At 68.5% G+C, this 19,299-nt stretch carries 18 protein-coding genes; 4 read left to right on the top strand and 14 right to left on the bottom strand.

The window, feature by feature from the left end; genetic code table 11:
- Nucleotides 1–41 precede the first annotated feature (41 nt).
- From GORHZ_RS11905 to infC, 13 genes are all read right to left on the bottom strand, one after another.
- Nucleotides 42–566 (bottom strand): arginine repressor, encoded by a 525-nt coding sequence (locus tag GORHZ_RS11905; RefSeq protein ID WP_006333261.1) that lies wholly within the window; start codon nt 564–566, stop codon nt 42–44.
- Nucleotides 563–1,486 carry an ornithine carbamoyltransferase gene (argF, locus tag GORHZ_RS11900; protein WP_006333259.1) on the bottom strand — a complete coding sequence of 308 codons (924 nt, stop codon included), beginning with the start codon at nt 1,484–1,486 and terminating at the stop codon, nt 563–565. The genes GORHZ_RS11905 and argF overlap by 4 nt, the downstream gene beginning before the upstream one ends.
- Nucleotides 1,483–2,679 (bottom strand): acetylornithine transaminase, encoded by a 1,197-nt coding sequence (locus tag GORHZ_RS11895; protein WP_040531535.1) that lies wholly within the window; start codon nt 2,677–2,679, stop codon nt 1,483–1,485. Before GORHZ_RS11895 ends, argF begins: the two co-directional genes overlap by 4 nt.
- A complete protein-coding gene (gene argB, locus GORHZ_RS11890) occupies nt 2,676–3,593 on the bottom strand; it encodes an acetylglutamate kinase (protein ID WP_006333255.1) in 918 nt (305 codons plus the stop codon). The genes GORHZ_RS11895 and argB overlap by 4 nt, the downstream gene beginning before the upstream one ends.
- Nucleotides 3,590–4,858 (bottom strand): bifunctional glutamate N-acetyltransferase/amino-acid acetyltransferase ArgJ, encoded by a 1,269-nt coding sequence (gene argJ / locus GORHZ_RS11885; protein ID WP_006333254.1) that lies wholly within the window; start codon nt 4,856–4,858, stop codon nt 3,590–3,592. The genes argB and argJ overlap by 4 nt, the downstream gene beginning before the upstream one ends.
- Nucleotides 4,855–5,892 carry an N-acetyl-gamma-glutamyl-phosphate reductase gene (argC, locus tag GORHZ_RS11880; RefSeq protein ID WP_006333253.1) on the bottom strand — a complete coding sequence of 346 codons (1,038 nt, stop codon included), beginning with the start codon at nt 5,890–5,892 and terminating at the stop codon, nt 4,855–4,857. Before argC ends, argJ begins: the two co-directional genes overlap by 4 nt.
- Before the next feature lie 60 nt (nt 5,893–5,952).
- Nucleotides 5,953–8,424 carry a phenylalanine--tRNA ligase subunit beta gene (pheT, locus tag GORHZ_RS11875; RefSeq protein ID WP_006333252.1) on the bottom strand — a complete coding sequence of 824 codons (2,472 nt, stop codon included), beginning with the start codon at nt 8,422–8,424 and terminating at the stop codon, nt 5,953–5,955.
- 63 nt (nt 8,425–8,487) lie between these two features.
- On the bottom strand, nt 8,488–9,555 hold the full coding sequence (pheS, locus tag GORHZ_RS11870) for a phenylalanine--tRNA ligase subunit alpha (protein WP_006333250.1): 1,068 nt from the start codon (nt 9,553–9,555) through the stop codon (nt 8,488–8,490).
- 78 nt (nt 9,556–9,633) lie between these two features.
- Complete coding sequence (locus tag GORHZ_RS11865) at nt 9,634–10,923, bottom strand: acyltransferase family protein (RefSeq protein WP_006333248.1); 1,290 nt, start codon at nt 10,921–10,923, stop codon at nt 9,634–9,636.
- A gap of 63 nt (nt 10,924–10,986) precedes the next feature.
- Nucleotides 10,987–11,781 (bottom strand): TrmH family RNA methyltransferase, encoded by a 795-nt coding sequence (locus GORHZ_RS11860; RefSeq protein WP_006333246.1) that lies wholly within the window; start codon nt 11,779–11,781, stop codon nt 10,987–10,989.
- Between the two features lie 65 nt (nt 11,782–11,846).
- Nucleotides 11,847–12,227, bottom strand: coding sequence for a 50S ribosomal protein L20 (gene rplT, locus GORHZ_RS11855; RefSeq protein ID WP_006333244.1), 381 nt, complete (start codon nt 12,225–12,227; stop codon nt 11,847–11,849).
- A gap of 39 nt (nt 12,228–12,266) precedes the next feature.
- A complete protein-coding gene (gene rpmI, locus GORHZ_RS11850) occupies nt 12,267–12,461 on the bottom strand; it encodes a 50S ribosomal protein L35 (RefSeq protein ID WP_006333242.1) in 195 nt (64 codons plus the stop codon).
- 68 nt (nt 12,462–12,529) lie between these two features.
- The gene (infC, locus tag GORHZ_RS11845; RefSeq protein WP_051998851.1) at nt 12,530–13,138 is read right to left on the bottom strand and encodes a translation initiation factor IF-3; all 609 of its coding nucleotides are present in this window, start codon (nt 13,136–13,138) and stop codon (nt 12,530–12,532) included.
- A gap of 309 nt (nt 13,139–13,447) precedes the next feature.
- Between infC and GORHZ_RS11840 the strand changes: the two genes are divergently transcribed.
- The gene (locus tag GORHZ_RS11840; protein ID WP_006333238.1) at nt 13,448–13,864 is read left to right on the top strand and encodes a DUF1844 domain-containing protein; all 417 of its coding nucleotides are present in this window, start codon (nt 13,448–13,450) and stop codon (nt 13,862–13,864) included.
- 51 nt (nt 13,865–13,915) lie between these two features.
- On the top strand, nt 13,916–14,236 hold the full coding sequence (locus tag GORHZ_RS11835; RefSeq protein ID WP_006333237.1) for a hypothetical protein: 321 nt from the start codon (nt 13,916–13,918) through the stop codon (nt 14,234–14,236).
- A gap of 59 nt (nt 14,237–14,295) precedes the next feature.
- On the opposite strand, the gene uvrA is transcribed toward GORHZ_RS11835, so the two are convergent.
- On the bottom strand, nt 14,296–17,178 hold the full coding sequence (uvrA, locus tag GORHZ_RS11830; RefSeq protein WP_006333236.1) for an excinuclease ABC subunit UvrA: 2,883 nt from the start codon (nt 17,176–17,178) through the stop codon (nt 14,296–14,298).
- 197 nt (nt 17,179–17,375) lie between these two features.
- Here uvrA and GORHZ_RS11825 point away from each other — a divergent pair, with 197 nt between their 5' ends.
- Nucleotides 17,376–18,062, top strand: coding sequence for an MBL fold metallo-hydrolase (locus GORHZ_RS11825; RefSeq protein ID WP_040531530.1), 687 nt, complete (start codon nt 17,376–17,378; stop codon nt 18,060–18,062).
- A gap of 112 nt (nt 18,063–18,174) precedes the next feature.
- The coding region (locus GORHZ_RS11820; RefSeq protein WP_006333234.1) for a pentapeptide repeat-containing protein at nt 18,175–19,299 on the top strand (1,125 nt) is incomplete at its 3' end.

Raw genomic sequence — 19,299 nt, 5'->3', positions numbered from 1 at the left:
GTGTATGTCCGTTGGTGGTCTGGTGTGGTGGGGCCGCGCGGTTACACGAGGCCCTCGATTCGTCGGGACAGCTCCGCCCCGTCTGCTGGTTCGCGCGCCACGACAAAGATGGTGTCATCCCCGGCGATGGTGCCGACCACATCGGGCAGACTGGCGCGATCGATTGCGCTCGCGAGATAGTGCGCCGCCCCCGGCGGGGTGCGCAGCACTGCCAGATTTCCGCTGCTGTCGCTCGACACGAGCAGCTCCGAGAGCAGCCGGGAGAGCCGGTCGGTCCCACCGGACACGCCGCGCACGGGCGACCCGTCCTCGGGGACGACATAGACCCCGGCGCCGCCGTCGGCGGCACGCAGCTTCACCGCGCCGAGTTCGTCGAGGTCACGCGACAGTGTGGCCTGCGTCGCGTCGATGCCCTCCGTGGCGAGAATCCGCTGCAGTTCGGCCTGGCTACGTACCTGATTGGTGGACAGGATGGCGATGATGCGCGCGTGCCTGCCGGCCCGGGTCGCGGCGAGTCGGGACTCGGTGCTCTCCGATGGACCCGTCGATCTGCCGGCGGTGGTCATCGGTGCTCCAACAACCAGACGAGCAGGGCCTTCTGCGCGTGCAGGCGATTCTCGGCCTCGTCGAGCACGACGCTGGCCGGTCCGTCGAGGACCGCATCGGTGATCTCCTCGCCGCGGTGTGCGGGCAGGCAGTGCAGCACGATCGCGTCGGACGCCGCGAGCGCGAGCAGGTCGTCGTTGATCTGATACGGGAGGAACGGCGCGTGGCGGTCCTTGCCGTCACCCTCCTGCCCCATCGATGTCCACGTGTCGGTCACCAGCACGTCTGCGTTAGTGGCCGCCTCGACCGCATCGCCGACGATCTGCACCGATCCCCCGGTCTGCGCCGCGCGCGCCTGGACGGCCTTGATGACCGCCGGGTCCGGCTCGAAGCCCGATGGGGCGCTGATGGTCACATGCATCCCGGCGGTGACGCCGCCGAGCGCGAGTGAATGCGCCATGTTGTTCGCCCCGTCGCCGAGGTAGGTCATCGACAATCCGGACGCGCGGCCCTTGTGCTCGATGATCGTCTGCAGGTCGGCGAGGATCTGGCATGGGTGGAACAGGTCCGACAATGCGTTGACCACCGGGACGGTCGCGGTCGCGGCCATCGCCTCGAGTCGGTCCTGGCCGAAGGTGCGCCAGACCACCGCATCGACGAACCGGGACAGGACCCGTCCGGTGTCCTCGATGGTCTCGTCGCGGCCGAGCTGGGTGGTGGTGCCGTCGACGACGACGGCGTGACCGCCGAGCTGCGCCACCCCGATCTCGAAGGAGAAGCGGGTGCGGGTGGAGTTCTTGTCGAAGATCACCCCCACACCGCGGGGTCCCTCGAGGGGACGGCGCGAGAACGGCGCCGCCTTCAGCTCGGCGGCGAGCGCGAGGACCTCGGCCTGTTCGCCGGGCGTGAGGTCGTCGTCGCGCAGGAAGTGTCGGGTCATGCCTGTTCCCCCTTCGGCTCTTCGGTGGTGGCCGCGTCGAGGATCGCGGGCAGGGCGGCGACGAAGCCGGCCCCCTGCTCCTCGGTCAGGATCAGCGGTGGCGCGAGCCGGATCACGTCGGGCGCGGGCGCATTGATCAGGAACCCGGCGTCGCGTGCCGCCAGCTCCGCCCTGGCGGCGATCGGACTGTTGAGGACCACGCCCAGCAACAGACCTGCCCCGCGCACATGCGAGATCTGCGGGTGGCCGAGCTCCTCGATACCCGCTGCGATCGACTTGCCCACCGCGGCAACGTGATCGACGAGACCATCGGAGTCGATGACCGACAGGACGGCCAGCGCGGCCGCTGTCGACGTCGGGTTGCCGCCGAAGGTGGTGCCGTGCTGTCCCGGCTCGAAGAGGTCGGCGGCCGCCCCGGTGGCGATGCAGGCTCCGATCGGCAGCCCACCGCCGAGGCCCTTGGCGAGGGTCATCACGTCGGGGACCACGCCGACGGCCTGGTGCGCGAAGAAGGTTCCGGTGCGGGCGATCCCGGTCTGCACCTCGTCGAGGATGAGCAGCGCGCCACGTTCGGCGGTGATCCGGCGGGCCGCGGCCAGATATCCCTCGGGTGGGACCACGACACCGCTCTCGCCGAGGATCGGTTCGAGGATGACCGCCGCGGTCTTCTCGGTCACCGCCGCGTCGAGTGCGTCGACGTCACCGTAGGGCACGAATCGGACGCCCGGCGGCATCGGTTCGAACGGCGCGCGCTTGGCCGGCTGCCCAGTCATCGCGAGCGACCCCATCGTCCGACCGTGGAAGGCCCGCTCGGCGGCGATGATCTCGGGACGTCCAGTGCGCCGTGCGAGTTTGAACGCCGCCTCGTTGGCCTCGGCGCCCGAGTTGCAGAAGAAGACCCGGCCCGGGTGGCCGAACTTGTCCAGCAACCGTTCGGCGAGTTCGACCGCCGGCGCGCTGATGTAGAGGTTCGAGATGTGCCCGAGCGTCTGGAGCTGCGTGGTCACGGCCTCGATGAGCGCCGGATGCGCGTGGCCGAGTGCGTTGACCGCGATCCCGCCGAGCAGGTCGAGGTACTCCTTGCCGTCGGCATCGCGGACGACCGCACCGGATCCGCTGGTCAGCGCGATCGCGGGCGTTCCGTAGTTGTTCATCAGAGCAGCGGACCACCGCTGCCGCAAAGGTTCGGTCATGAGGCATCCGGGGTGTCGGTGACGACGGTGGTACCCGTCGAACTGTCGGTCAGGAGTTGGGCGAGAACCGAATGCGGTACGCGGCCATCGATCACATGTGCCTGGCGCACACCGCCCTCGACGGCGCGCAGGCACGCCTCCATCTTCGGCACCATGCCGGCGTCGAGGGAGCCGAGCAGCGTCGCGAGTTCGACCGTGCCGATCCGGGACACGAGCGAACCTCGGTCGGGCCAGTCGGTGTACAGGCCCTCGACGTCGGTCAGCATCACCAGCCGGGTGGCCCCGAGGGCCTCGGCGAGGGCGCCGGCCGCGGTATCGGCATTGATGTTGTGCACCAAGCCATCTCGATCCGGCGCGATGGTCGACACGACCGGGATGCGTCCCGCCGCGACGAGATCGAGCACGGCGGAGGTGTTCACCGAGGTGACGTCGCCGACCAGGCCGATGTCGGTGGCCGCACCGTCGACGAGGACCGTCCGCCGGGTCGCGGTGAACAGGTGCGCGTCCTCACCGGTGATGCCGACCGCGTATGGTCCGTGCGCGTTGATCAGCCCGACGAGTTCACGACCGACCTGGCCGAACAGGACCATCCGCGCGACGTCCATCACCTCGGGAGTGGTCACGCGGAAGCCGCCGCGGAACTCGCCCTCGAGGCCGAGCCGTTTGAGCATCGCGGAGATCTGCGGGCCGCCTCCGTGTACGACCACCGGGTGGATGCCGCAGGCACGCAGGAACACCATGTCCGCGGCGAACGCCCGCTTGAGATCCTCGTCGATCATCGCGTTGCCGCCGTATTTCACCACCACGGTCGCACCGTGCAGCGCCTGCAACGCGGGCAGGGATTCAGCGAGCACCGTCGCCTTCTCCAGAGCACTGAGTCCCGCTGTGGTCGACGCGGTGTCGGAGCCGGTCATGACGAGTATGCCGAGTTCTCTTCGACGTACCCGTGGGACAGGTCCGTCGTCCGGATGCTCGCCGTCGCGTCGCCGAGCCCGAGACCGATCTCGACGGTGATGTCGGCTCCGGACAGGTCGACCTCACGCGCGCCCGCGACGCCACAACCGTCCCGGCACACCGGATTGCCGTTGAACGACACCGAGATCCGGTCGGGGTCGATCTCCACGGGGGCGATACCGGTCGCGGCGAGCACGCGGCCCCAGTTCGGGTCGGAACCGAACAGCGCGGTCTTGACCAGGGAGTCGCGGGCGACGGTCCGCGCGACGGCGACGGCGTCGTCCTCGGTGCGGGCCCCGGCGACGGTGATCACGACCCGCTTGGTGACACCTTCGGCATCCGCCATCAGCTGGGCGGAAAGATCATCACAGACGGCGAAGATCGCCGCGTCGAGGTCGTCCTGCTCCACGGGGATCCCGCTGGCGCCGGAACTCAGCAGCAGGACCGTGTCGTTGGTGGACGTCGAACCGTCCACGTCGAGCCGATCGAGGGTGCGGGCGGTGGCCTTGCGCAGCGCCGCGTCGAGTTGGTCGGCGGTGGCGCGGGCGTCGGTGGTGAGCACGCAGAGCATCGTCGCCATGGACGGCGCGAGCATGCCCGCCCCCTTGGCCATGCCGCCCACGTTCCACCCCTGCGGATGGTGCAGCGCAACCTGTTTCGGCACGGTGTCGGTGGTCATGATGGCGTAGGCGGCGTCGGTGCCGCCGGTCAGCCCGCCGCCCATCTCGTGCACGATCTCGGCGACACCGGCAAGAACCTTGTCCATCGGGAGCCGATCGCCGATCAGTCCCGTCGAGCACACCGCGACCTCGATCGCCCCGGTCTCGGTGCCCCAGTTGCTCAGTGCCTCGGCGACAGCCTCGGCGGTGGCGTGGGTGTCCTGGAATCCTCCCGGGCCGGTGCAGGCGTTGGCACCGCCGGAGTTGAGGACGACCGCCCGCAGCCGTCCCGTCGTCAGGACCTGCCGGCTCCACAGCACCGGGGCGGCCTTGACCTGATTGCGGGTGAACACGCCGGCCGCCGAGTAGTCGGGGCCCTCGTTGAAGACGAGCGCGAGATCGGGTGCGCCCGAGGCCTTGATCCCGGCGGCGATGCCGGCGGCCCGGAAGCCCAGCGGAGCGGTGACGCCCTGCTCGCGGACGAGCCGCGGGGCGTCGAGCGGTGCGCCCGGGGTGATCCGGTCGTTGTCCTCGAGCGGGTCTCCGGATTGTTGTGATGTCGTCACGGTGCCACCCCCACGGTGCTCAGTCCCTCGGCCTCGTCCCAGCCGAGCGCCAGATTCATCGATTGCACCGCGGCCCCGCCGGTGCCCTTGGTCAGATTGTCGATGGCGCCGACCGCGACCAGCGTGCCCGCCCGTTCGTCGACGGTGACCGCGATCTGCACTGCGTTGCTGCCGAGCACGGAACCGGTCGTCGGCAGCACACCCTCGGGCAGCAGGTGCACGAAAGTCTCGTCGCCGTAATCCTTTTCGTAAGCGGCGCGGACCTCCGCCGCCGAAGCGCTGGTGCGCGCCGTGCAGGTCGCCAGGATTCCACGTGACATCGGGACGAGGACCGGGGTAAATGAGACGCCGACCGGGAGGTCGGCGGCCGCCGACAGCGCCTGCGCGATCTCCGGAGTGTGCCGATGCACGCCGCCGACCCCGTAGGCCCGCGACGACCCGATCACCTCGGAGGCGAGCAGGTCCACCTTCGCGGCCCGGCCGGCACCCGACGTCCCACTGACCGCGACAACCGTGACGTGGGGCTCGACGAGTCCGGCGGCCACCGCGGGCCGCAACGAGAGGATGGAGATCGTCGGGTAGCAGCCCGGCACCGCGACCCGGGTCGCGTCGCGCAGGACCTCCCGGTTGCCCGGCAGTTCGGGCAGGCCGTACGGCCATGTCCCCGCGTGCTCGCTGCCGTAATAGTCCATCCAATCCTGCGCGTTCTGCAGCCGGTGGTCGGCCCCGCAGTCGATGATCAGCGTGGTCGGCGGCAACGCGTCGGCGATCGCCCCCGAGGTGCCGTGCGGCAGACCCAGGAAGACCACGTCGTGGCCCGCGAGCACCTCCGGTGTGGTCTCCTGCAGGACCCGGTCGGCGAGCGGCAGCAGATGCGGATGCTGCGACCCCAGTGAGGCCCCGGCGTTGCCCCCGGCGGTCAGGGCGCCGATCTCCAGATCACCCGATCGCAGACGGGGATGTCCGCAGAGGAGTCGCAGGATCTCACCGCCCGCGTAGCCGCTGGCACCGGCTACCGCCACCTTGATCGTCATGCGATCATTATGCACGGCTATGCAAATCAATTCATAGAGGGTCTCGGTGCTGCGTCGAGATCACCGCAGCCGTGCACCCACCCGATCACCCGCATGGGCCACCGCGGCGAGTTTGGCCTCGTTGGCCTCCTCTTCGGTGAGGGTGCGGTCCTCGGCACGGAAACGTAGCGCAAAGGTGAGCGACTTGCTGCCCGCACCGACCTGGTCGCCGGTGAAGACGTCGAAGAGTTCGATCGACTCGAGCAGCTCACCGGCACCGACGCGCAGCGCGGCCTCGACGTCGGCCGACGGCACCGCATCGGCGACGACGACGGCAACGTCCTGCAGCACCGCCGGGAACGGCGACACCCGGGGCGCCGGAAGGTGTGCGACCAGCGGGAGCGCGTCGATGTCGACCTCGACCGCGCACAGCCGCTTGGGCAGGTCCATGCGTTCGAGCACCGCCGGGTGGAGTTCACCGGCGTAGCCCACCGTCGTGCCGTCGACCGTCAACCGTGCACAGCGCCCCGGATGCCACGGCCGGTGATCGGCCTTGGAGAGTTCGACCACGACGCCGGCGGCCCGGCCGATCGACCGCGCCGCCTCGAAGGCGTCGGTGTGGTCGGCGACGCGTCCGGGACCCCACGGTCCGGCCGGGTCGTGCAGTCCGGTCAGGACCACGGCCACGTGCAGCGGCTGATCGGGCAGCGACTCGTCGAGCGAGGCGATCTCGTCGTCGCTCGGGCGCCGGGTGACATCGAGCGGCACCACCGGAGCGACGTTTCCGCCGGCGATGACGACCTGCCCGATCGTGTACAGCGATAGGTCGCGCTGTCCGCGGGCGACATTGCGCGCCACCATCTCCAACAGACCGGGCAGCAGGGTGGTGTTCAGTTCCGGGCGATCGGCCTCGAGCGGGTTGAGGACCCGCACCGCGCGGCGACGCTCGTCGTCGGCGGGCAGATCCCACTGATCGAAGACACCGGCCGGCATGAACGGGTACGGCAGCACCTCGACGTACCCGTCGAGCGCGAGGGTGCGTCCGATGCCGCGGCGCCGTCGCTGTTCGGCGGTCAGGCCGGTACCCGCCGGGGCGCGCGGCACCACCGCGGGGATGTCCTCGAGACCTTCGAGTCGCAGCACCTCTTCGACGAGATCGGCGCGCTGACGCAGATCCGGGCGCCACGACGGCGGCGTGACCTCGAGCGGATCGGTACCGGCGACAATGCAGCCGACCTCGGTCAGCCGCGCGGCGGTCGTCCCGGCGGGATAGCTGACACCGGCGGTCCGGTCGGGTTCGTCGGCCGGGATGGCGATCGACGGTGTCGGCGTGAGCGGTGCGCGAGCCTCGCTGAGCGGCGAGGTGATGGTGCCGCCGGCGATCTCGACGATGAGCCGGGCGGCGCGGTCGGAGGCGACGGCGGTGACCTCGGGATCGACAGACCGTTCGAACCGTTTGCTCGCCTCGGAGGTGAGTTTGTGGCGTTTGCCGGTGCGGAAGACACGGACCGGGTCGAAGGTCGCCGACTCCAGCAGCACCGTCGTGGTGGTGTCGCCGACCTCGGTGACTCCGCCGCCCATCACACCGGCCAGCGCGATCGGCCCGGAGTCGTCGGCGATGACGACGTCCTCGGGGTCGAGGATCCGGACGACCTCGTCGAGGGTGGTGAGCTTCTCCCCCGCCCGGGCCGACCGCACGGTGATGGTGCCGGTCAGTTTGTCGGCGTCGAAGGCGTGCAGCGGCTGGCCGAGTTCGAGCATCACGTAGTTGGTGACGTCGACGATGGCCGAGATCGGTCGGACACCGGCGACCATCAGACGTTTCTGCATCCACCACGGCGACACCGCCGACGCGTTGACGCCGCTGATCACCCGCGCGGTATAGCGCTGCGCGGACGAGTCGTCGTCGATCGCCACCGGCCAGACGTCGCCGGTTGCCGACGCCGCCGGCTCGGCGGCCGCGGGGTCCACGAACGGAACACCGAAGCTGCCGGCGAGTTCGCGGCCAAGGCCTCGGATGGAGAACGCGTAGCCGCGGTCGGGGGTGACGTTGACGTCGATGGCCGCGTCGTCGAGGCCGAGGACCTCATAGGCGTCGGCGCCGGGTTCGGCGGTACCGGGGGCCAGCACGAGGATGCCGCTGTGGTCGGTGCCGATGCCGAGTTCGGAGACCGAGCAGATCATGCCGTCGGAGACGCGGCCGTAGGTCTCGCGGGAGGCGATCTCGAACGGGCCGGGCAGCACGACGCCGGGCAGGGCGGCGACGATCAGATCACCCACCGCGAAGTTGCGGGCACCGCAGACGATGCCGCGCGGCTTCGCCTCGCCGACCTCGACGGTGCAGAACCGGATCGGTTTCTTGAACTCGGTGAGCTCCTCGATGGTCTCCACACGACCGATGACCAGCGGACCGGTGATGGTCGGGAACGGGTCGATGTCCTCGATCTCGAACCCGACACGGACGAATCCCTGGTCGATCTCGTCGGTGGTCGCCGACCACTCCGGATCTCCCTGCCGGAGCACATCGGTGTACCAGGACTGTGGGGCACGCACGTCAACCAACTACTTTCATCGATCGAATCTTCGCGGGTGTGGGTTTGCCGGAGTGGTCGTCGGTCACACCGACGGGCCGAACGGGACGGTGAAGCGGATGTCCCCTTCGACCATGTCACGCATGTCGGAGATGTCGTTGCGGAACTGCAGGGTCCGTTCCAGACCCATGCCGAACGCGAATCCGGTGTAGACGTCGGGATCGATTCCGCTGGCCCGCAACACGTTCGGGTTGACCATGCCGCAGCCACCCCACTCGACCCAGCCGGCGCCGCCCTTCTTGCCCGGGAACCAGACGTCGACCTCGGCCGACGGCTCGGTGAACGGGAAGTAGCTCGCGCGCATGCGGGTGGTGGTCTCCGGGCCGAACAGGGCGCGGGCGAACACCTCCAGGGTGCCGCGCAGATGCGCCAGCGTGAGGCCCTTGTCGACGGCGAGCCCCTCGATCTGGTGGAACACCGGGGTATGGGTCGCGTCGAGTTCGTCGGTGCGGAAGGTGCGGCCCGGGCACGCGACGTAGATGGGCACGTCGCGGGCGAGCATCGACCGCACCTGCACCGGTGAGGTGTGCGTGCGCAGCACCTGCCGCGACCCCTCGGGCGCGATGTAGAAGGTGTCCTGCATCGAACGTGCGGGATGGTCGGGCAGGAAGTTCAGCGCGTCGAAGTTGTGGTGTTCGGTCTCCACCTCGGGGCCCTCGGCGATCTCCCAGCCCATACCGACGAAGACGTCGGCGACCTGCTCGGCGATGACGGTGATCGGATGTCGGGCACCGACGCGTCGTCGGGAACTCGGCAGGGTGACGTCGACGGACTCCGCGACCAGCACCGCGGCGTCGCGTTCGGCGTGCAGGGTGGTGGTGCGCTGGTCCAGGGCCGCGCTGACACGCCCGCGGACCTGATTGACCAGCTTTCCGGCGGCCGACCGCTGATCCTTCGGCAGACTGCCGAGGGCACGTCGGGCCAGTGCGATCGGCGACCGGTCACCGAGGTGCGCGGTCTTGGCCGCGGCGAGGGCGTCGAGATCCGTGGCGGCCTCGAAGGCCGCGACGGCGGCCGCGGCCGCGGCGTCGAGCTCCGGCGGCTCGGGGAACCCGGGCTGGCTCTCTGGGGCGTCGTCGGCGGGGCTGACCACGATCGGGGATCTCCTCGGTGCTGGGTCGGAAACTAGAGTCGGGAGTCCGACGACCCGTCGGACACTCGACGTATTACCCTAGTCGACCGGCCCGAAGCGCCGAGCCGCAGGTAGCCGGGCGAGAACCGCTCCGGCCACGGCGATCGCGAGCCAGTAGCGCCCCGGTCCGAGCAGCCCGTAGCGGGCCACCGACAACGTGGCCGCGGCGGTCACCAATAGGGCCGTCAACACGATGGTGTCGCGCAGCCGGTGCGCGGCGGGGGCCAGCGGGTCGTCCCACCACGGCAGCGGCCGGTTCTCCAGCGGCGCCAGCACGGCCACGACCGGGATCATCGCGAGGATCAGCACCATGGTCTGCGTCGCGACCACCACCGGGTACATCACCGTGTGTGGATCGGAGCGGGTGACACCGAGGAGTTCTCCTCCGCCGATGATCACCGCGAGCACCGGCAGATGCCACAGGTAGAGCGTCATCGCGGCGCGGTTGCCGGCCATCGTCCACCACCAGATCCGCGGCCGGGAGACCAGCGCCGCGATCGGGCCGCGCAGCGCGATCGCCAACGCGCACAGCGTGATGGCGTGACCGGCGAGCAGCAGGCTCGGCGGGGACATGTTGGACAGGTGCTGTCCGGGCACCGTCACCAGCGACGGCTCGTAGGGTCCGAGAGCCACCAGCGCCACGTCGATTCCGAATGCGACCGCGGCGAGGACCACCGCGGCCCGAGGAGCCAACAACCGCTTCGTATACGCGACGCCGAGCACCGCCGGGACCGTCCATACGGTGAGGAAGTTTAGGTAGCCGAGGGTGTCGGGGCCGAGGGTCAACCGGACGGCGTCGATGATCGCCGTCGACGCGATACAGGCCGCCAGCGTCCACGCCACGTGGCGGGCCGTCGAGATCCGCTGCATCGTCGGGACCACCGCCAGCACCAGCAGGTAGGCGCCGACGAACCACAGCAACTGAACGCCGAGCCGGGCGACCACGTCGGCGAGGGCCGTCGCGCCCCGCAGACGCAGCACCAGGAGCACCGCGATGACGGCCGACACATACCAGGCGACCGGCCGCAGCAATCGCTGTGCGCGGCCCAAGAGCCACTGCCCGGAGGTGCGTGTCGTCGTGCGCCACGACGACCAGCCGAATGTGGCGGCCGCCGCGCCGGCGAAGAAGAACAGCGGAAGAACCTGCAGCAGCCAGGTGAACGCCTGCAGCGCGGGGACGTCGGCGAGCACGTTGCCCAGGGTGATGCCGCCGGGCCCGGAGTCCACGGTCAGCATGATCGAGTGGCCGGCGACGACGACGATCAGCGACCCGATGCGCAGGAGGTCGACGACGCGGTCGCGGTCGACGAGTGTGGGGGTCTCGGTCATGGCTCGAGACTCGCCCGCGTCACCGGTTTCCGACTGAGTGGAACTACTCAGATCGCGTGGGGACTATTTCGCCTGCACCCGGGCGCTCGCGTACAGGCAGATCGCGGCGGCGGCCGCGAGGTTGAGGCTCTCCGCGCGCCCGCGGATCGGGATGGCGACCCGGTGATCGGCGTCGGCGATCACCGCATCGGGCAGGCCATGGGCCTCGTTGCCGAACAGCCAGGCCGTCGGCGCGGCGAGCAGGTCGTCGGCGTCGTCGAGGGAGGTCTCGCCGTCGGCGGTGGTGGCGAGCAGGGTGACGTCGGCGGCACGCACCGCGGCCAGACCCGAGTCGACGTCGCGATCGCGGGCGATCGGCAGGTGGAAGACGCTGCCGGCGCTGGCCCGCACGCATTTGCCGTTGTGCGGATCGACCGCGTCGCCGAGGAGCACGACGGCGTCGGCGCCCATCGCGTCGGCGCATCGGATAAGCGTGCCCAGGTTGCCTGGTTCCCGGGGTTCGACGGCGACCACCAGCAGCCGCGGTGACCCCGCCAGCACGTCGGTCAACGCGACGTCGAGCAGCGGACACACCGCGAACACCCCGGTGGGGGTCTGGGTTTCAGCCAGCTTGACCGCGGCCGGTCCGGTCAGACCGATGATCGGCACACCGCGCGCGGTGGCCAGGTCGATGATCTCGCGGTATCGGTCGCTGTCGGCCTCGGGGACGAGCACGGTCTCGGCTCGGGCGTCGACGAGCGCCGAGGTGACCGAGTTGGCCCCCTCCACGAGGAAACGCCCTTCCGCGCGGCGGACGGCGGCGCGATGCAGCTTCGCATACGACACGACCCGCGACGAACGTTCGGACAGGATCTCCATCAGATGGTTCCTGTCACCGCGTTCGTCGCGGGTCGTGTGACCGTTTTGCTCAATGAGCTCGACCGTCAGGCAGCCGGGGCGTTGACGTCGGCAGGCAGCGCCTTGCGGGCGACCTCGACGAGACCGGTGAAGGCCTCGGGGTCGGTGACGGCGATGTCGGCGAGCACCTTGCGGTCCACCTCGACGCCGGCAGCCTTGAGGCCCTGGATCAGGCGGTTGTAGGTGATGTCGTTGGCGCGGGCCGCGGCGTTGATACGCGCGATCCACAGCTTGCGGAACTCACCCTTGCGGGCGCGACGGTCCCGGTAGGCGTAGGTCATCGAGTGGAGCTGCTGCTCCTTCGCCTTGCGGTACAGACGCGACCGCTGTCCGCGGTAACCCTTGGAGGCCTCCAGGGTTGAACGACGCTTCTTCTGGGCGTTCACAGCCCTTTTCACGCGTGCCATGTGTTCAGTCCTCTTCGTTCGTCAGATGTCGGGGTGCGATCAGCGGTTGAGCAGTCGCTTGATGCGCGGAGCGTCGTTCTCGGCCACCACGGCGACGCCGTCGAGGCGGCGGGTGCGGCGGGAGGACTTGTGCTCCAGCAGGTGGCGGCGGTTGGCCTTCTGGCGAACGATCTTGCCGCTGCCGGTCACCTTGAATCGCTTCGCGGTGCCCTTGTGGGTCTTGCTCTTCGGCATGTTCTTCCTTCATTCGAGCGTGCGAGAACCACACCCGTCGTCGTCGGGTGTGTCTCGCGCGCTGGTGGCTACTGGCTGGTCTGTTGGTCCGTTGCGTCGGACGTGCCGGCGTCGGACTTGGGGCCGCGGCTGCGGCTCTGTTGCTGCGCCTTCTGCCGCGTCTTCGCGCCCTTGTGTGGTGCGAGCACCATGGTCATGTTCCGGCCGTCCTGCTTGGCCGAGGTCTCGATGAACCCGTAGTCGGCGACGTCGTTGCCGAGTCGCTGCAACAACCGGTAGCCGAGCTCGGGACGAGACTGCTCACGACCACGGAACATGATGGTGACCTTCACCTTCGACCCGGCCTCGAGGAACCGGATGACGTGACCCTTCTTGGTCTCGTAATCGTGGTCGTCGATCTTCGGGCGGAGCTTCTGCTCCTTGATGACGGTCATCTGCTGGTTACGACGCGACTCGCGCTGCTTCTGGGCCGCCTCGTACTTGAACTTGCCGTAGTCCATGATCTTGCACACCGGCGGACGGGCGTCGGGTGCAACCTCGACCAGGTCCAGATCGGCCTCGTAGGCCAGGCGGAGCGCATCTTCAACACGCACGATGCCCACCTGCTCCGAATTCGGTCCGACGAGTCGGACCTCCGGGACGCGGATGCGCTCGTTGATGCGGGTCTCAGTGCTGATGGGGCCTCCTTGATCAGTTCTTCTCTTCTGACCGCCTCGCGATGTCGGGCGAAGGTCGAACCGTCCCCAGCAGAAGAGCCCCGGGATGTCGCTACATCCACAGGGCTCCGATACCGACCGGCTCGTCGCCATCACGTCTTCGACATGACGTCGCGCCAACGCATCGACGTCGCCCGTCGGGGTGACGTGACCGTCGGCGTGAACCGGACCGTACAACTGCGGCAAGGCCGCGTCGTGACGGTGGGAGCGGAACTCCACTTGCGACCCCGGCGTGAACCGGGGCGGTCGTGCTATGGAAGTCTAGCAGCCATGACCGAGAACTCCTATTCGTCACCTGCACAGATGCCCGAGACGGGCGCGGAGGGAAGTGACGACGGAGTCGTCGGTCCGGAGCAGACCGACTCTGATAACGTGCGCGACCTGGCCGATATTCCGGCGATCGAGGTCGTCACCAAGGCGATCGTGATGCTGATGAGCGCGGCCGCGGAGAAGCTCGGTCTGGCCGAGGGCGCCGACCCCGACAAGGTCGATCTCGACGAGGCGCGGCGGCTGATCACCTCGCTGGCCGGTCTGGTGCAGGCCTCCACCGAGTACCTGGGCATCCATGCCGCACCGATCCGCGACGGCCTCAAGGGTCTGCAGCTTGCGTTCCGTGAGGCCAGTGCACATCCCGACGCGCCGGGCGAGGGTCCGGGTGAGAAGTACACCGGTCCGGTGCGCGGGTAGTCGGGGCGGCTGGGGGGCCGGGACGGGTTCTTCGCGACGTAGGCTGGAATAGTGACCAGCGATACACCACAGAATCCGAACCCCGACGTCGTCGAGGGCGAGGTCGTGGCCGATCCGGCGCAGACACCTCAGACCGCCCCGACGCCCACCGGGTACATCCCACCGGTCCCGGACCCGAACTACACCGAGCAGGGTGTGCCCACCTTCGACTTCGTCCGCGACAAGATCGAGAACCGAGTCGCGACCGCGATCGGGAGCGAGGAGCTCGCCCATGCGACCCCGGAGGGTCAGCAGGTCGACGAGATGATGCGCAAACGCGACGAGGCGGCCAAGAAGAAGCTGGATGAGATCCGCAAGTCGATGGGTCTCTGAGCAACCGGGAAGCCTCCGCCTGCCCGTCGGCTCCCCCACTCAGGAGCCCGTGAAGCGACCTACCCCGCCGAGGCGACCGCGGCGGGAACCTCGAGGATCCCGGCGAGGAACTTGCCGGTGTGGCTCGTCGGTTCGGCCGCGATGTCCTCCGGTGTGCCCTCGGCGACGACGGTACCGCCCCCGGTGCCGCCCTCCGGGCCCATGTCGACGATCCAGTCGGCGGTCTTGATGACGTCGAGGTTGTGCTCGATGACGATGACGGTGTTGCCCTTGTCGACGAGCCCGCTGATGACGCCCAGCAGTTTCTTGATGTCCTCGAAGTGCAGACCCGTCGTCGGCTCGTCGAGGATGTACACCGTGCGCCCGGTCGAGCGCTTCTGCAGTTCGGCGGCGAGCTTCACACGCTGCGCCTCACCACCGGACAGCGTCGGTGCCGGCTGGCCGAGCCGCACATATCCGAGTCCGACGTCGACCAGCGTCTGCAGGTAGCGGTGGATCGAGGTGACCGGCTCGAAGAACTCGGCGGCCTCCTCGATCGGCATGTCGAGCACCTCGGAGATGGTCTTGCCCTTGTAGTGCACCTCGAGGGTCTCGCGGTTGTACCGCGCACCATGGCACACCTCGCACGGCACGTACACGTCCGGCAGGAAGTTCATCTCGATCTTGATCGTGCCCTCGCCGGTGCACGCCTCGCAGCGGCCGCCCTTGACGTTGAACGAGAACCGGCCCGGCTGGTAACCGCGCACCTTCGCCTCGGTGGTGGCCGCGAACAGGGTGCGGATCTTGTCGAACACGCCCGTGTAGGTCGCCGGGTTGGATCGTGGTGTCCGACCGATCGGTGACTGATCGACCTGCACGAGTTTGTCGAGATGATCGAGACCCTTGACGCGGGTGTGGCGTCCCGGAACCTGCCGTGCGCCGTTGAGCTTGTTCGCGAGCACGGTCGCGAGGATGTCGTTGACGAGCGTGGACTTGCCCGACCCGGACACACCTGTCACCGCGGTCAGCACGCCGAGCGGGAAGGACACCTCGATGCCACGCAGGTTGTGCTCGCGAGCGCCGACGACGGTGAGCAGCTTCTTGCGCGAGATCGGCCGGCGGATGGCGGGTACCGGCAGTTCCTCGCGCCCGGAGAGGTACGCACCGGTCAGCGATCGACGGTTCTTCAGTAGATCCCGGTAGCTGCCACTGTGCACCACCTCGCCGCCGTGCTCACCGGCCCGTGGGCCGATGTCGACGATCCAGTCTGCGGCGCGGATGGTGTCCTCGTCGTGTTCGACGACGATCAGGGTGTTCCCCAGATCGCGCAGCCGCGTGAGGGTTTCGATGAGTCTCCGGTTGTCGCGCTGATGCAGCCCGATGGACGGTTCGTCGAGGACGTAGAGCACGCCGGCCAGCCCGGACCCGATCTGCGTCGCGAGTCGGATGCGCTGGGCCTCCCCGCCGGAGAGCGACCCGGCCGCGCGGGACAGCGACAGGTACTCCAGGCCGACGTCGAGCAGGAAGGTGATGCGTGCCTGGACCTCCTTGAGGACGCGTCCGGCGATGGCGCGCTGCCGGTCGTCGAGTTCGAGCCCGTTCAGATAGTCGGCGCACTCGGCCACCGACAACGCGCACACCTCCGCGATCGACATCGGACCGTGGGTCGGGTGGTCGAGCGTCACCGACAGGATCTCGGGCCGCAACCGCGCGCCGTCGCAGGCCGGGCACGGTACATCGCGCATGTAGCCCTCGTAGCGTTCCTTCATCTGCTCCGACTCGGTCTGGTCCATCCGCCGGGCGAGGAACGACATCACTCCCTCGAACTCGGTGTAATAGGACCTGGTACGTCCGTACCGATTCCGGAACTTGACGTGCACCTGGTGGTCGCTGCCGTTGAGGATCGCGTTGCGGGCCTTCGCGGGCAGTTTGCGCCACGGGGTGTCTGTGTCGAAACCCATCTGCTCGGCGAGCCCGCTCATCAGCCTCAGGAAGTAGTCCGCGTTGTGCCCACCCGACCACGGTGCGATCGCGCCGTCGGCCAGCGACAGGTCGGGGTCGGGGACGACGAGATCCTCGTCGACCTCCTTGCGGACGCCGAGACCGTCGCACTCCGGGCACGCGCCATACGGCGAGTTGAACGAGAACGACCGCGGCTCGAGGTCGTCGATCGCGATCGGATGCCCGTTCGGGCAGGCCATGCGCTCGGAGAACCGGCGCTCGCGGTGCGGATCGTCCTCGTAAAGGTCGACGAAGTCGAGCACGACGATGCCGTCGGCGAGCCGCAACGCCGTCTCGATCGAGTCGGTCAGACGCTGTTTGGCGGTCGGCTTCACCGCGAGGCGGTCGACGACGACCTCGATGTCGTGCTTCTCCTGTTTCTTCAGCTTCGGCGGATCGGTCAGCTGATGCACAACCCCGTCCACCCGCACCCGGGCGAAGCCCTGCGTCTGGAGTTCGGCGAAAAGATCGACGAACTCGCCCTTTCGGGTGCGCACGACTGGGGCGAGCACCTGGAAACGGGTGCCGGCCTCCATCTCGAGCACCTGATCCACGATCTGCTGCGGCGTCTGCTTTGCGATCAGCTCACCGCACTCGGGACAGTGCGCGCGACCCGCGCGGGCGTAGAGCAGACGCAGGTAGTCGTAGACCTCGGTGATGGTGCCCACCGTCGACCGTGGATTGCGGTTGGTCGACTTCTGGTCGATGGAGACCGCCGGCGAAAGACCTTCGATGAAGTCCACATCGGGTTTGTCCATCTGACCGAGGAACTGCCGCGCATAGGCCGACAACGACTCGACGTATCGTCGCTGCCCTTCGGCGAAAATCGTGTCGAAGGCGAGCGAGGACTTGCCCGACCCCGAGAGACCGGTGAACACGATGAGGCTGTCACGCGGGAGATCCACGTCGATACCGCGCAGATTGTGCTCCCGCGCGCCGCGGACGATCAGGCGATCAACCACTTGAAATCCTCATTCGCTACCGACCGACTCGCATCGGACCGTTTGGTGTGTGTTGTGACTGTGCTGTGCTCGCTGTGACAAGGTGCGACCCGCCGGAAGGCAGCCCGCTCCGCGCATACCCTAACGGGGGCCACCGACAGCCAATGCTTCACGATACTCGGGCCCTCCCTCTTCGAATCTGGCATAGCCTGGCGATCATGACCTCCCAGGACGTGACCATCATCGACGACTACACGGGCGACCTGTCGCAGTCACGGCAGCCGCAGCGACGCACACTCGACACCGCCACCATCGTGAAACTCTCGGTGGGTCCCATGGACAACAACGTCTACGTCGTCACATCCCGCAAGACCGGCGACCAGCTCATCATCGACGCCGCTAACGATGCCGAGCACGTACTCGACCTGGTGCGCACGCTGCCGGGCACACCCCGTCTCATCTTCACCACCCACCGCCACTTCGACCACTGGCAAGCCCTCGAACAGGTCGCCGACGCGCTCGGAGTCCCGACGGCGGCCGGTCGACTCGACGCCACCGAACTCCCGGTCACCCCGGATCGCCTGGTAGACGACGGCGACACCATCGAGGTGGGCGACCTCACGCTGGACGCCATCCATCTCGTCGGGCACACGCCAGGTTCGATCGCCCTTGCCCTCACCGACTCCGACGGCGTGGTGCACCTGTTCACCGGCGACTCGCTGTTCCCGGGCGGCGTCGGCAAGACGTGGGAGCCGGGCGACTTCGACACGCTCCTGAACGACGTCTCGGCCAAACTCTTCGACCGCTACGCCGACTCGACCGTCGTCTACCCCGGACACGGCAAGGACACGACGCTCGGCGCCGAGCGGCCGTCTCTGCCCGAGTGGCGTGCCCGAGGGTGGTAGCTCGGTCGGCGGACCGGTGGCGCGCAGGGATCCGCAGACGCGCGGGGCACCGCGTAGCGGTTCCGCCGGGCGCGTGTAGTCCACGGCTGAACGCTGCCCGATAATCATCCCCATGCACTTGGCCACAGCTGTCGTTGCCGCGGGCGAGCAAGCCACTGGCCAGGTCCAACCGTGGTTCGGACTCACCCAACCATGGGCCACACTCATCGCCGCCATCGGCGTCATCGTCGCCGCCAGCATCACTTTCTCGGTCGCCGCCCTCAACCGCCGACAGACCCAAGAACACTGGGAGACCATCAACAGGCAAACCCGCTTCACCACCATCGCCACCCAACTCGCCGACCCCAACCCCGCAGTCCGCATCGCCGGTGTCGCAGCCATGGAAGCCCTCATCGACGACTGGCTGACCCCACCCGCCAACACCAACCGAATCCCCTGGCATCGCCATCTACACCCCCGCATGTGGGCTGCCACCGACCGTGCCGACGCTCGTCGACAACGCGAACAACGATTCCACGACGGACCACACCCACAAGCCCAAGCCGGCATCAACGTCCTCTGCGCCTACCTACGACTCCCCGCCACCACCCACCCCACCGGTGACTCCGCCACCACCCACCCCACCGGTGACTCCGCCATCACCCACGAAACCATCACCATCACCCGCGGCCGCACCGGCAAGGGACTCCAAGGCCACCACATCGAACAAACGCGCGCTTACCAGCACGACGACCACGAAGTCCGCAACAGCATCCTCCGAACCATCGTCGACCACCTCCGGGACATTGCGCCGGGACAGTCCTGGCAATCGCTCTACTACGACTTCACCGGCGCCAACCTCCACAACGCCGACTTCACCAACACCACCTTCCAAGGAACAGCAAAGTTCAGTGGTGCGCGGTTCCACGGCGAGCAGACGTCGTTTGACAAGGCGCAGTTCCACGGCGACCGGACGTTGTTCGACGGGGCGCAGTTTCGCGGCGAGCGGACGTGGTTCGGCGAGGCGCAGTTCCACGGCAAGCGGACGTCGTTCGGCGGGGCGCAGTTCCACGGCAAGCGGACGTCGTTCGGCGGGGCACAGTTCCACGCCGAGCAGACGTCGTTCGACAAGGCGCAGTTCCACGGCGAGTGGACGTTGTTCGGCGGGGCGCAGTTCCACGGCGTGCGGACGTTGTTCGGCGGGGCACAGTTCCACGGCGTGCGGACGTTGTTCGGCGGGGCACAGTTCCACGGCGAG

This window comes from Gordonia rhizosphera NBRC 16068 (assembly GCF_000298195.1).
GTDB classification, from domain to species: domain Bacteria; phylum Actinomycetota; class Actinomycetes; order Mycobacteriales; family Mycobacteriaceae; genus Gordonia; species Gordonia rhizosphera.
The sequence above is the reverse complement of the archived record's forward strand: the minus strand, read 5'-3'. Positions and strand labels throughout refer to the sequence as shown.

What these genes read in the sequence shown, in the direction of transcription:
- GORHZ_RS11905 (WP_006333261.1), bottom strand. Translation starts at nt 566, where the DNA reads ATGACCACCGCCGGCAGATCGACGGGTCCATCGGAGAGCACCGAGTCC.
- argF (WP_006333259.1), bottom strand. Translation starts at nt 1,486, where the DNA reads ATGACCCGACACTTCCTGCGCGACGACGACCTCACGCCCGGCGAACAG.
- GORHZ_RS11895 (WP_040531535.1), bottom strand. Translation starts at nt 2,679, where the DNA reads ATGACCGAACCTTTGCGGCAGCGGTGGTCCGCTGCTCTGATGAACAAC.
- argB (WP_006333255.1), bottom strand. Translation starts at nt 3,593, where the DNA reads ATGACCGGCTCCGACACCGCGTCGACCACAGCGGGACTCAGTGCTCTG.
- argC (WP_006333253.1), bottom strand. Translation starts at nt 5,892, where the DNA reads ATGACGATCAAGGTGGCGGTAGCCGGTGCCAGCGGCTACGCGGGCGGT.
- GORHZ_RS11865 (WP_006333248.1), bottom strand. Translation starts at nt 10,923, where the DNA reads ATGACCGAGACCCCCACACTCGTCGACCGCGACCGCGTCGTCGACCTC.
- GORHZ_RS11860 (WP_006333246.1), bottom strand. Translation starts at nt 11,781, where the DNA reads ATGGAGATCCTGTCCGAACGTTCGTCGCGGGTCGTGTCGTATGCGAAG.
- rplT (WP_006333244.1), bottom strand. Translation starts at nt 12,227, where the DNA reads ATGGCACGCGTGAAAAGGGCTGTGAACGCCCAGAAGAAGCGTCGTTCA.
- rpmI (WP_006333242.1), bottom strand. Translation starts at nt 12,461, where the DNA reads ATGCCGAAGAGCAAGACCCACAAGGGCACCGCGAAGCGATTCAAGGTG.
- GORHZ_RS11840 (WP_006333238.1), top strand. Translation starts at nt 13,448, where the DNA reads ATGACCGAGAACTCCTATTCGTCACCTGCACAGATGCCCGAGACGGGC.
- GORHZ_RS11825 (WP_040531530.1), top strand. Translation starts at nt 17,376, where the DNA reads ATGACCTCCCAGGACGTGACCATCATCGACGACTACACGGGCGACCTG.